The following is a 12,544-nucleotide window of genomic DNA, read 5'->3' as shown; positions in this document are numbered from 1 at the left end:
CAATGAGGGGCTCTTTCTGTCGATGCGGATCCGCTTAATACCCCCTATAGAACGGCTGAACATAATGCCGATACGGATCATTCGGATAATGCGTATTTGGCTGATAAGGCTTATTCATATCATGAATACCCGTGTTTTCAGACTGTCCGCAGTATTTATCGGGACCTATCACAGTTGATTGCCGGATCGGTGAAACGGCTTTTTCCCACTCGTGCTCATTCAGACAGTACGTATGCGCCATGATCTCAGGCGGCGTCAGACGGAGAATATCCGAGCCGTATATCACTTCAGGCGAAGGGGCGTCAAATATGGCCAAAAGGTGGGTTTTGTCTGAAGTGGCGACTTCATAATGCCACCACCCCTGCGGAACATTCGCCACTTGTCCTGGAGAGATCGGATAATTCCGTATTTTCTGGGTGAACGGATTCAGCATCGACACCACCGCGGAACCCGAAATACAGTACACCAATTCAGCGGCGTTTTGATGGGTATGCGGTTCAATCACATTTGTTTTACTCAGAAAGATATCTAATAATGAAATATTTTCAAGCGTGTTTAACTGTTTAATCCCCAATACATTGATAAAGTTCCGAGCATCTTTCGTAAAAAAACGGCTCTCATTTACATCATAAGTGAACTGTGTATTCGGAGACGTGTAATCGATATCGGAAACCATGCAATCCCCCGCTTTCATCTTTAAACGTATATTCCCAAATATATGTGTCCCTGTTTCACCGGGTGATAAAAAAGGAGGTGAAATCCATAAATTCCAAATCCAACACAATATTGTGACGACTTTTTTAAAGATTCATTATAGATATATCTTTTATTCGAAATATCTCTTACTATAAAGATATATTAAAAATACATCTTTAGAAGGGTTGAGGATGAACATGCTGGATGAGAGAACAGTAGACATCATCAAAAGCACAGTACCCGTATTAAAAACACATGGAGAAAACATCACCGGACGCTTTTATAACCTGATGTTTCAAGATCATCCCGAACTGTTAAATATGTTTAACCAAACGAACCAAAAGAAACAGACTCAGCGCGCAGCATTGGCAAATGCAGTCATTGCGGCTGCGGCGAATATTGATCAATTAGAACAAATCATTCCGGCGGTCAGACAGATCGGCCATAAACACACAAGCATCGGTGTAAAACCGGAACATTATCCGATTGTCGGAAAGTATCTGCTTCTGGCGATTAAGGATGTGCTGCAGGATGCCGCAACTCCTGAAATTATGCAGGCATGGGAAAAAGCTTACGGTGTTATTGCGGAGGCTTTTATCGGCATTGAAAAAGACATGTACAATGAAGCCGGATGGCAGGGGTATAAAGAATTTACGGTTATACAGAAAACAAAAGAAAGCAAAGATATCACATCATTTTATATCAAACCGAGTGACGGCTCTTCGCTTCCTGGATTTGAAGCGGGACAATATATCAGCATTAAAGTGAGGATTGCGGATTCTCCTTATACGCACATTCGCCAGTACAGCCTGTCTGATGCTTCTCGAAAAGGCGCATATCGGATATCTGTGAAAAAGGACGGAGCGGTTTCTTCTCATCTCCACAATGAAGTTCAAGAGGGAGATAAACTTGAAGTCAGTGCACCCGCCGGGGATTTCAAGCTGTCTTCTTCCGAAAAACCGGTTGTTCTTATCAGTGCCGGTTCCGGAATCACGCCGATGATGAGCATGCTGAAAACAGCCGCCGAAAAACAGCCCGAGCGTTCCGTTACTTTTATTCATGCCGCGAAAAACGGAGAGTACGCCGCGTTCCGCAAAGAGGCTGAACAAGCTGCGGAGAATCATCCGAATATTAACGTCATTTATGTATACAGTGAACCGGCAGAACAAGACCGCTCAGGAGACAAGCCTTTTTACAGCGGCCGGATTGATCAAACCTTCTTGGAGCAGCTTCATCTGAATCAAGATGCTGAATGTTACTTGTGCGGATCAGCACAGTTTATGACGAAAATGAAAGATATGATTCTTCCACTCGGGTTTGACTCTGATTCCGTTCAATATGAATTGTTCGGCCCTCAGCTGAGCATGGCATAACAAAAAAAGACTCCTCATTGAGGAGTCTTTTTTATTTGCACGATGTGTTCTTTCTCCGTCTTTTTCCCTATTTTATTGAAATTTTCATCAATGACCAGTAAAATTATAAATCTAGTGATTCCGGAATTAAAGGAAGGTTGATATGAAAAAGAAAGCAAAGACCAAAAGGGTGCTTGGGTGCCTTTTTGCTGTATCTCTTATATTCGGATTATTTCTGGTATCAATGGTATTTTCGAAATTCATAGTGACGGAAGAAAAACCGCCTGAAGAGGTGGACGAGCAGCAGGTCTTTATTGACAGCCTTTCCGGGCATGCTCAAATTTTATATGAGAAATATCATGTCCTTCCGAGCATCACCCTCGCACAGGCCATTCTTGAATCGGACTGGGGGAACAGTGAGCTTGCGGGGAAAGCGCGCAACCTGTTCGGTGTAAAAGGTGATTATAAAGGAAAACACGTCACGATGAAAACGGATGAATTTGAAAAAGGAAAACGAAAAACGATTCGGGCAAAATTCCGTAAATACAGCACGTTTTTTGAATCAATGGATGACCATGCCAAATTATTTGTCAACGGAACGTCTTGGAATAAAAAGAAGTACAAGCCCGTCATTGAAGCGGACAATTATAAAACAGCGGCGGCTGCCCTTCAAAAATCCGGCTACGCCACAGACCCCGGCTATGCTGAAAAAATTAAAGATGTCATAGAAACCTATAACCTGAATGAATATGACAAAATCAATGCCTCTCTTAAAGCAGTTGATAAGAAAGGCGCCATCAAAGACCATGCCATTGAAGACGTGTGGTCCAAGCCGTCGAAAGAGCGGCATTCTATTAAACTGGCATCGGCGCAAAAGTTTACCGGCCAGCATATTAAAGTCGTATCTGAAAAACAAAACGGAGAATCCGTCTGGTACCAAATTCAAGTGAAAGATAAGCTGATCGGCTGGGTTGACCAAACCGCCGTCCAGTTAAGTGAAGAAACATAAGCATCAAAAAAAGCCGGCAGCTTGCCGGCTTTTTTTACATTCCTTCAGTTTCAAACCTTTTAATATCACGTTTATGCCCCATCAGCACAAGGCAGTCACATTCATGAATGACAGTCTCCGGAGAAGGGGACAGCTGAATGTCTCCATTATGTTTCACGGCGAGAATGGTGCAGCCGAATCTGGCGCGGGCGCCGAGATCAAGAATGGATTTTAAATGCAGCTTTTTAGTGGCTGAAAGCTCCACAATGCTGTATTCATCTGACAAATCGATGTAATTTAAGACGTTTTCATCTGAAAGGCTTTGCGCAATCCGCACGCCCATATCTTTTTCAGGATGGATAATACGATCAGCACCGATCTTTTCAAGCACTTTGTGATGATAATAGTTTTGCGCTTTCACCCAAATATTAGGGATGTTCAGCTCCTTCAATAACAGCGTCGTCAGCGTGCTTGCCTGTATATTGGCTCCGATTGCTACGATGACATATTCAAAATTTCTGATGCCGAGCGACTGAAGCTCGCTTTCTTCCGTTGAATTTGCCCGCACGGCATGCGTGGCATAAGAGGAGTATGCGTTGACCCGCTCTTCGCTGATATCGATCGCAAGCACCTCATGCCCCATTTTAAAAAGCTCTTTACAGATACTTCCGCCGAAACGGCCGAGTCCGATGACGGCAAATTGTTTATTTTTGATTTTTCCCAATCCTCATAACTCCTTAAGAAACTGTTTTCGTCACTCCAAATACAACAAACAAGAATGTACTCCTGTTTCAGGGGTTTGTCAATGCGAGGGCCGGAAGAAAGAAAACACCACAAAAAAAGACCGGCTGACAAGCGATGAGCTTGTGCCGGTCCGTTTTTCGCAATTATTTGCAGTTGCATGGCTGTGTCGGCGGTGTGCTGCGTTTTTGAACAACAATTGTGTCCTCAGCATAGAATTTAGAGCCGATGCTTAATGATTTATTTTCTGCACGGAACTTATATGTACCTGCAGCAGGCAATGTTTTATTATTAAGAGAAAGCTTAAATTCCGCTGCGCCGAGCAAATCAATGTTTAACGGAAGTCTGACTGTTTTGCCGTTATTCAGAATCTGTCTTTCGCGCAAAGCGTGTCCGTTGACTGTATCTTTTGTTGTAGCCGCAAATCCGCTAGGAAGGGTAAATTCCATAACGCCTAAGCTCAGGATCGTGTTCGGACGGTACGTCAATTCGATATCAGAAAATGACCATTCCTGCTGGCTGGCACCTGTATATTTTGCAAATAAGGTAGCTGTTGCTTTCGTGGACATTTCCGGCTCGTGAACGGTTGAGCCTGACTCAGCGGCGAATGACGCTGTCGGCAGAGAAAGAAGCAAAACCAGGCCGAATAAACTTGCCATGACAGTTGAGAAAAACTTGTGTTTCATTTTTATAAATCCCCCTAAAAAAAATTTGCTGGTTGTTCTTAAAAAAGAACGACCATACCTATAAAAATTTACCATCAATTTTAATGGAAGTAAATGGGGTTATGTTCCTATATTTTCTCAAAAATAATCAAATCACGACAAAAAACGCCTGAATCAAAATCAGGCGTTTTTTTCGTCCGTTTCTATCGGAATAAATTTAAAAATCTCCCCGCTCTGAACCGAGTCGGCGAGCCGCTTCAGCCAATGATAATAAGCTTTCGAGCTTTCAAGCTGATCATATAACTGCCGCGCTTCTTCCTGTAATTCCGCGCTGCCTTCCTCGGCCAGCAAAACGGACTGCAAATCCGCCTGAGCCTGTACGATGGCGGACAAATTCACCTGAACTTCACGGTCCCATTTCGGCGGAAAGAAATTCGTGAAAAACGTAAAGAAATCCTTTTCCGCTACAAATGTATGCTTCCGTGTGCCGCGGTGAAAGGTTTTTTTGACCACATTTAAATCCTGCAGCTTTTTAACGCCCGTGCTCATACTCGGTTTGCTCATCTGCAGCTCCTCACGCATTTCGTCAAGCGTCATTTCATCCCTCATATACATTGTTCCGTATAAAATCCCGACACTCCGTGTGATTCCGTAAAGATCCATCGTCTCTGCAATGGAATCAATGACAAGATCCCTGGCTTGTTCTATAGCTGCGAATTCTGGATTCTCATCCATACTGTCCCTCTTTTCCTCTTGAAGTTTAAATTTGTTAAGTCATTTCTTTATGTTCTTAATCTTAACGAATCATGACAAAATGTCAAAATCTAAACGGACTGACCGGGTTTTGACAGGCAAAAAAACATGTGTTAAATTAACATTGTTAAAAACATTAAATTTTTATTTAACAAACTTACTTCTCGGTAAGGAGGACTCTTATGAGCAAAACGCTTTATATCGGCGGCGAATGGATCAGTGCAGAAAAAAAACAGACCCGCCGCATCATTAATCCATTTAATCAAGAAGAAATTGCAACGGTATGCGAAGGAGACCGGAATGATGCGGTGAAAGCCATCGCCGCAGCCAGAAAAGCATTTGATGAAGGGGAATGGCCGGTGCTTTCCGGGCTCGAGCGCGGACAATTTGTTCTGAAAATTGCGGAATTAATCAGACGCGATCTGAACGAATTAGCTGAGCTGGAATCGCTTGATACAGGAAAAACGATTGAAGAAAGTAAAGCCGATATGGATGATATCGCAAATGTATTTCAATATTATGCCGGTTTGGCGGATAAAGACGGAGGCGAAGTCATTTCATCTCCGATTCCCGATTCCGTAAGTAAAATCGTCAGAGAGCCAATTGGCGTATGCGGACAAATTACGCCGTGGAACTATCCGCTCCTTCAGGCGAGCTGGAAAATCGCTCCCGCTCTTGCGGCCGGAAACACGATCGTTTTAAAGCCGAGCGAGATTACTCCGCTTACAACCATTAAAGTCTTTCAATTAATAGAAGAAGCCGGTATTCCGAAAGGGGCCGCCAATCTCGTGCTGGGGCCGGGCGCCTCTGTCGGCGATGAGCTGGCGAGAAACCTCGACGTCGATTTGGTCTCTTTTACGGGCGGAATTGAAACAGGCAAAAAAATCATGCAGGCGGCAAGCGGCAACGTGAAAAAGATTGCCCTGGAGCTTGGCGGCAAAAATCCGAATATCGTATTTCAAGATGCAGATCTCGAAACAGCTGCAGATCAAGCGCTGAACGCCGTGTTTTTCCATGCCGGTCAAGTTTGTTCGGCCGGGTCACGTCTTTTGGTGGACGAAGCCATTCATGATGAATTTTTAGCCGAGCTGATCAAGCGCACGAAACGCATCAAATTAGGAAACGGTTTTCATGAAGATACGGAAAGCGGTCCGCTGATTTCCGCCGAGCATCGGGCCAAAGTCGAAAAATACGTAGAAATCGGTATCGAAGAAGGGGCAAAACTGGAAACAGGCGGCAAACGTCCTGATGATCCCGCCCTTCAAAACGGTTTCTTCTATGAACCTACTATTTTCTCAAACTGCAAGTCTGATATGCGAATAGTCCAAGAGGAAATCTTCGGCCCCGTTTTAACAGTCGAGTCATTCTCTTCAGAAGAAGAAGTGATCAGACTTGCCAACGATACCATTTACGGGCTGGCCGGAGCGGTATGGTCAAAGGATATTGAAAAATGCGAACGCGTAGCCGCCAAACTGCGGATGGGAACGGTATGGATCAATGATTTCCACCCGTATTTCGCGCAAGCGCCATGGGGCGGGTACAAACAATCGGGCTTCGGCCGCGAACTCGGCAAAATCGGCCTGGAAGAATACACGGAAATCAAACATATTTACCGCAATACGAAACCTGCGGCTGTGAACTGGTTTCAAGCATAATTAGGAGGAGATACAATATGACATTAAATATGAAAGTAGAAAGCATGCATAAATTCCATACATTCGAAATCCCGACAGTCATTAAACACGGAATCGGCGCGATTCAGCACGCGGGAAGTGAAGTCAGAGCGCTTGGCGTCACAAAAGCGCTGCTCGTAACAGACCCGGGAATTTATAACGCGGGAGTGGCAAACCCGGTCATTGAATCTTTGCAGGAAGCGGGCATCGAAGTCGTCCTGTTTAACAAAGTGGAGCCGAACCCGCCTGTACGTCTTGTAAACGAAGGATCAGAACTGTATAAAAAAGAAAACTGCAACGGTCTAGTGGCTGTCGGCGGCGGAAGCTCCATGGATACGGCGAAAGCGATCGGGGTAGAAGCGACACACGAAGGAAGCGTGCTTGATTATGAAGCCGCGGAAGGCAAAAAGCCGCTGGAAAACCGCATTCCTCCGCTGACAACGATCCCGACGACTGCGGGAACAGGTTCAGAGGTCACACAATGGGCGGTCATTACAGATGAGGAAAGAGAATTTAAATTCAATACGGGCGGACCGCTAATCGCCGCGCATTTAACGGTTATTGACCCTGAGCTGCACACGTCCATGCCTCCGCATGTGACGGCCATGACAGGTATTGACGCACTTGCGCACGCCATCGAGTGCTATACGATGAAATTCGCGCAGCCGATCACTGATGCCGTCGCTTTAATGGCCATTGAATATGCGGCGCATTATATTAAGCGCGCGTTTGCGGACGGAGAGGATTTGGAAGCAAGATACGGCATGGCGCAGGCGGCGATGCTTGCCGGCCTTTCATACGGCAGTGAATCAGCAGGCGCGGCGCATGCGATGAGCCAGACGCTCGGCGGCATCATCCCTGTCGCTCACGGACAATGCGTCGCAGCTATGATGGGACCGGTAATGGAATACAACTGGAAAGGCTATCCGGAAAAATTCGCCCGCATCGCCAAAGCATTCGGAATCGATACAAGCAACATGACAACCGAAGAAGCGGCCAAAGCGTCCGTCAACTGGATGTATGATCTTGTAAAAGATTTAGAGGTGCCGAGTTTAGAAGAACAAGGTGTGTCTCCGGACATGATTGAACGTTTATCAAAAGAAGCCATGAAAGATCCGCAAACATTCGGAAATCCAAGAGATTTGAATGAGAAAGCATACAACTGGATTTACAAACGCTGCTTTGACTTAACGCCGAAAACGGTATAATAAATGAACCCCGCTCCTTTACAGAGTGGGGTTTTTTAAGGATAATGTCAAGAAAAAGGCGGTGGTGGCTGATGTGGAAACGCATAACAGCAAAGACGGAAGGCGTATATATAGCGGATACCGAACAATTTGTTACCAAAAAGATGGACAAGCTTCGCGCGGAATACGGCGGGTTTCCCGGTGACCTGCATTTCGGACTGACAAAAAAGGCCGGCGCGCGTGAGCCGATGTATGAAAGAGGAACAGAAATTTTTAACCGGAGACAAATTTCAATCGTGTCCATAGAGGAATGTGATGACATTGCGGAGAAGATGGGGATTTCTCATATCTTTCCCGAATGGCTCGGCGCTAACATCGCAATCAGCGGTTTTTCTGCGCTGACGCCGCTTAAAGAAGGAAGCAGAATGATTTTTCCAAGCGGTGCGTCTCTGTTGTGCGAGGGAGAAAATGATCCGTGCATTCAGCCGGGAGAAGTCATTCAATCCTTTTATCCGGATCAGCCAAAACTCGCCGCGGCGTTTGTGAGGCACGCGATGGGCAGAAGAGGAATTGTCTGTATTGTTGAACGCCCGGGTGATATATGCACGGGCGATGCGGTCACCATCCATTCCTATGAACCGAAACGCGCCAAGAAAAAAATTGAGAAGGTCTGACTCAGACCTTCTCGATTTTTTGTTTGATTTCTTCTATTTGATCGATGTGACGCTTTTCATGATGGCCGATAAAATCAATCCACTGGCGGATCGTCAGTTCTTGAAAAACGGGATGCGGAAGCACACGTTCAAAATCTTCCTCGTTTAATGATGAAATAACTGCGGTCAGCTGCTGTCTTGCCGTATCTAATTCTTGTTTTGCTTCAATGACTGAGATTCGGTTTTGCTCAGGTTCGAGGTGTGACGGCGCCGGCCGTTTATTTGATCTGTCCTCTATAAACTCCATCGGTTTGTCTTCGATTTTTTTAAACGGTGCGTCTTTTGCCTGCTTTGATAAAAGGGTCTGCGCTGTTTCGTCAATTTTCTTTAAATGGTCAAGGACTTCCCGCACGCTCCACTCATCAGCCGCGGGCTTTCGGTTGAATTCCTCATCAGAGAGCCCTTTCAGTACTTCCCAGGTCTGCTGTCTGGCTTCATTAAAAATGCTCATCCTATCTCCTCCTTTAGAGTAAACATATCATATCCGGATTGGATAATCATGTAATCAGCCTTCCTTATCAGAAAATTGAAACCATTTACCTTTACATCCGTATATAAAGTAACACTCCGACACCTCAGCCGAAAGGAGGATAGAATGTGGACATATTTCATCTGCCGTTTGAAACGGTCTATCTTTACACATTGATTATTTCGGGAAGTCTCACGCTTTTGATTCTGTTTTTTCAAGATGTGTTTCACGGCCTCTCAGAAGCCATTCCTGTTTCATTTTTAAACCCTGCATTGATTCTATCTTTTTTAACAATCTTTTCAGCCTCAGGTTATATCGGCGAAATCGCCGCTCCGCTATCAAGTCCTGTCATTGCGTTGCTTTCATTTGTTCTTTCGGTTCTTTTGGTCAGCCTGCTTCACTTCTTCGTCCTTGCCCCGCTTTCATCAGCGGAAGAATCGCTCGCATATCGGGAGACGGATTTAAAGGGCAGGGTCGGCAGGGTCATTACTTCTGTCCCGAAAGACGGCTATGGGGAAGTGATCATAGAGGGAATAGGGGGCGCCATTTCTAAATCAGCCGTCAGCTTTGATCAAGAACAGATCAGGTACGGAACGGCCGTATTAGTGATTGACGTGAAAGACGGAGTGCTTTTTGTGACGCCGCATGAACCAATCTGATATCTAAGGGGGAACTGTTATGACTATGCCGATTATCATTGTTATCGGAATCGTATTCTTTTTACTCATCGCACTTATTGCTGTATTTATTACGAAGTACCGGACAGCGGGGCCGGACGAAGCCCTTATCGTGACCGGAAGTTATTTGGGAAATAAGAACGTCCACATTGATGAAGGCGGAAATCGTCTGAAAATCGTCCGGGGCGGGGGAACGTTCGTGCTCCCGGTATTCCAGCAGGCAGAACCTCTCAGTTTACTGTCAAGCAAACTTGATGTCTCTACACCTGAAGTCTATACAGAGCAAGGGGTGCCGGTGATGGCCGACGGAACCGCCATTATTAAAATCGGAGGCTCCATCGGTGAAATCGCCACAGCAGCTGAACAATTTTTGGGGAAATCCAAGGACGACCGTGAGCAGGAGGCGCGGGAAGTGCTGGAAGGCCATCTGCGCTCCATCCTCGGCTCCATGACCGTTGAAGAGATTTATAAAAACAGGGAAAAGTTTTCTCAGGAAGTCCAGCGGGTCGCGTCTCAGGATCTTGCTAAAATGGGGCTGATGATCGTTTCTTTTACGATTAAAGACGTCCGGGATAAAAACGGCTATCTTGAATCATTAGGCAAGCCGAGAATCGCCCAAGTCAAGCGGGATGCGGACATTGCCACGGCAGAAGCGGATAAAGAGACGAGGATTAAACGCGCGGCCGCTGATAAAGACGCAAAAAAATCAGAGCTGGAGCGGGCGACGGAAATAGCTGAAGCGGAAAAAATCAATCAGCTGAAAATGGCGGAATACAGAAGAGAGCAGGATACAGCAAAAGCCAATGCCGACCAGGCATATGATCTTGAAACCGCAAAAGCGCGCCAGCAGGTGACAGAGCAGGAAATGCAAATTAAAATTATTGAGCGGCAAAAGCAGATTGAATTGGAGGAAAAAGAAATTCTGCGCCGTGAGCGCCAATATGACTCTGAAGTGAAGAAAAAAGCCGATGCTGACCGTTACTCGGTGGAACAAGCGGCCGCGGCCGCAAAAGCGAAGCAGCTCGCCGAAGCCGATGCCGAGCAGTACAGCATCGAAGCAATGGCCAAGGCGGAAGCGGAACGCGTGAGAATTGACGGTCTTGCTAAAGCGGAGGCTGAAAAGGCGAGAGGAGAAACCGAAGCGGAAGTCATCCGCCTGAAAGGTCTCGCAGAAGCGGAAGCTAAAGAAAAAATCGCCGACGCATTCGAAAAATACGGGCAGGCTGCAATCCTTGATATGATTGTGAAAATGCTGCCTGAATACGCAAAACAAGTCTCAGCGCCTCTTTCAAACATTGATAAAATTACCGTCGTGGATACGGGAGGAAGCGGTGAAAACGGCGGGGCCAATAAAGTCACAGGCTACGCAACCAATTTAATGGCCGGTCTCCAGGAAAGCTTAAAAGCATCTTCCGGAATCAATGTAAAAGAGCTGATTGAGAATTTTTCAGGCAAAGGAAACATAAAACAAAGCATAAATGAACTTACAAAAGAACTGAGTGATTCTAACGAACGGCACAGCCCGGAATAAAAAAACAGCAGGCGTAAACCGCCTGCTGTTTCAGTTCGTCCGCTTAGCTTCAAGAAGCCGCGGCGCAGTTATGAATAATAAGATAAGGACAATGGCCGAAAGGATAAAAGAAGGAATCATGTAAGTCGCGTTATAGACGGATGAATAAATCCAGACCGGCGTACCCTTCGGAGCATAGCTTCCGAAAAAGACCGCTCCGGAGACCACATGCGCCGCATACCGCAGCACACTGCCGATGAAAACACCGCCTATAACATACATCGTTAAAGCGCCTCTTTTTTTATTCAATGCCGATGCTCGTACACCGGAAGCGAACAAGCCGCTGAAACCGAGAACTGCAAATGCCGCGATGTAATCAAGAAATAGCTGCACCGGGTGCTGCAAAAACAAATTGCCGATGGCGATCTGGACAATCCCTGTTAAAAAGCCTGTCGTAAGCCCGGCCTTCACTCCCCAGCGGAATGAAATCAAAAAAATCGGAATCATCATAATAGAGACCGAACCGCCTTGGGGCATCCGGAGAAACATGCCTGAGACAATGTCCAGAATGACAGCCGCCCCGGTCATAATCGCTATTTCAATTAAGCGCACAAGCTGTGTTGAATGATTCATAGTTTTCCCCCTGGTCAGACAACCGTATCAAGGATAAACAAAAAAGCAGCGCGGGGAAGGATGGGAAAAGGTCCGCGCGCTGCTTACATAAACTGCAAATCATTTGGCTTTGCCACATCCCTACGCCAGCGTTAACTAACAGGTTCAAAGGGTCAGAACAAAACGTTCACTCTCAGCTTTAATGCTCCCCTTGTGGTCATCAAGTATTTAGTTCAATCTTACTATACAAGAAAATAGGCCAAACCACAAGACAGCTTATCTTTCTATAGAAGAGAAACTGAAATAAGTATGAAAGAAAATAACTAATGATTTTTTTAAAAAAACTATTGTCATATTTTCAAAAGGGTGTTATATTATTAAACGTCGCTGATGAACAGCAGACAACAACGAAAAGCTTCGGAAACAACTTGAAAAAAGTTGTTGACATAAAAGAAGCTGAGTGGTAAGATAATAAAGCTGCTTCAACAAGCGGTCATGATCTTTGAAA

13 protein-coding genes and 1 riboswitch are annotated in these 12,544 nt (G+C 45.6%); of the genes, 7 read left to right on the top strand and 6 right to left on the bottom strand.

From position 1 onward, the window contains the following. Nucleotides 1-34 precede the first annotated feature (34 nt). Complete coding sequence (locus AC2CGA_RS06700) at nucleotides 35-676, bottom strand: cupin domain-containing protein (protein ID WP_003152172.1); 642 nt, start codon at nucleotides 674-676, stop codon at nucleotides 35-37. Between the two features lie 217 nt (nucleotides 677-893). On the opposite strand from AC2CGA_RS06700, the gene hmpA reads away from it, so the two are divergent. Both hmpA and AC2CGA_RS06690 read left to right on the top strand, forming a co-directional pair. Next, nucleotides 894-2,069: an NO-inducible flavohemoprotein gene (gene hmpA / locus AC2CGA_RS06695; protein ID WP_043867650.1), complete on the top strand. Its 1,176-nt coding sequence runs from the start codon at nucleotides 894-896 to the stop codon at nucleotides 2,067-2,069. A gap of 142 nt (nucleotides 2,070-2,211) precedes the next feature. Beyond that, complete coding sequence (locus tag AC2CGA_RS06690; RefSeq protein ID WP_024085723.1) at nucleotides 2,212-3,057, top strand: glucosaminidase domain-containing protein; 846 nt, start codon at nucleotides 2,212-2,214, stop codon at nucleotides 3,055-3,057. Between the two features lie 34 nt (nucleotides 3,058-3,091). On the opposite strand, the gene ktrA is transcribed toward AC2CGA_RS06690, so the two are convergent. From ktrA to gbsR, 3 genes are all read right to left on the bottom strand, one after another. Continuing rightward, nucleotides 3,092-3,760 carry a potassium uptake protein KtrA gene (gene ktrA / locus AC2CGA_RS06685; protein ID WP_014305646.1) on the bottom strand — a complete coding sequence of 223 codons (669 nt, stop codon included), beginning with the start codon at nucleotides 3,758-3,760 and terminating at the stop codon, nucleotides 3,092-3,094. 163 nt (nucleotides 3,761-3,923) lie between these two features. After that, nucleotides 3,924-4,463, bottom strand: a complete 540-nt coding sequence (bslA, locus tag AC2CGA_RS06680; RefSeq protein ID WP_003152178.1) for a biofilm surface layer hydrophobin BslA — start codon at nucleotides 4,461-4,463, stop codon at nucleotides 3,924-3,926. A 159-nt stretch (nucleotides 4,464-4,622) separates the two neighbouring features. Then, complete coding sequence (gene gbsR, locus AC2CGA_RS06675; RefSeq protein WP_003152179.1) at nucleotides 4,623-5,177, bottom strand: transcriptional regulator GbsR; 555 nt, start codon at nucleotides 5,175-5,177, stop codon at nucleotides 4,623-4,625. A gap of 200 nt (nucleotides 5,178-5,377) precedes the next feature. Here gbsR and betB point away from each other — a divergent pair, with 200 nt between their 5' ends. From betB to AC2CGA_RS06660, 3 genes are all read left to right on the top strand, one after another. Then, complete coding sequence (gene betB / locus AC2CGA_RS06670; protein ID WP_014305644.1) at nucleotides 5,378-6,850, top strand: betaine-aldehyde dehydrogenase; 1,473 nt, start codon at nucleotides 5,378-5,380, stop codon at nucleotides 6,848-6,850. Nucleotides 6,851-6,867: 17 nt separating this feature from the next. Beyond that, nucleotides 6,868-8,076, top strand: a complete 1,209-nt coding sequence (gene gbsB, locus AC2CGA_RS06665; RefSeq protein WP_003152181.1) for a choline dehydrogenase — start codon at nucleotides 6,868-6,870, stop codon at nucleotides 8,074-8,076. 71 nt (nucleotides 8,077-8,147) lie between these two features. Further along, complete coding sequence (locus AC2CGA_RS06660) at nucleotides 8,148-8,729, top strand: MOSC domain-containing protein (RefSeq protein WP_139885456.1); 582 nt, start codon at nucleotides 8,148-8,150, stop codon at nucleotides 8,727-8,729. A gap of 1 nt (nucleotide 8,730) precedes the next feature. Here the strand turns inward: AC2CGA_RS06660 and AC2CGA_RS06655 are convergent, their stop codons facing one another. Further along, nucleotides 8,731-9,219: a DinB family protein gene (locus AC2CGA_RS06655; RefSeq protein ID WP_024085722.1), complete on the bottom strand. Its 489-nt coding sequence runs from the start codon at nucleotides 9,217-9,219 to the stop codon at nucleotides 8,731-8,733. A 146-nt stretch (nucleotides 9,220-9,365) separates the two neighbouring features. Here AC2CGA_RS06655 and AC2CGA_RS06650 point away from each other — a divergent pair, with 146 nt between their 5' ends. After that, a complete protein-coding gene (locus tag AC2CGA_RS06650; RefSeq protein WP_024085721.1) occupies nucleotides 9,366-9,896 on the top strand; it encodes an NfeD family protein in 531 nt (176 codons plus the stop codon). A 19-nt stretch (nucleotides 9,897-9,915) separates the two neighbouring features. Continuing rightward, complete coding sequence (gene floT, locus AC2CGA_RS06645) at nucleotides 9,916-11,445, top strand: flotillin lipid rafts scaffold protein FloT (RefSeq protein WP_024085720.1); 1,530 nt, start codon at nucleotides 9,916-9,918, stop codon at nucleotides 11,443-11,445. A 30-nt stretch (nucleotides 11,446-11,475) separates the two neighbouring features. On the opposite strand, the gene thiT is transcribed toward floT, so the two are convergent. Beyond that, complete coding sequence (thiT, locus tag AC2CGA_RS06640) at nucleotides 11,476-12,057, bottom strand: energy-coupled thiamine transporter ThiT (protein WP_003152189.1); 582 nt, start codon at nucleotides 12,055-12,057, stop codon at nucleotides 11,476-11,478. A gap of 100 nt (nucleotides 12,058-12,157) precedes the next feature. Next, nucleotides 12,158-12,258: riboswitch (TPP riboswitch) on the bottom strand. Nucleotides 12,259-12,544: the final 286 nt, after the last annotated feature.

This window comes from Bacillus sp. SYZHCR11 (assembly GCF_057196865.1).
This window is presented reverse-complemented; position numbering and strand designations above follow the sequence as displayed.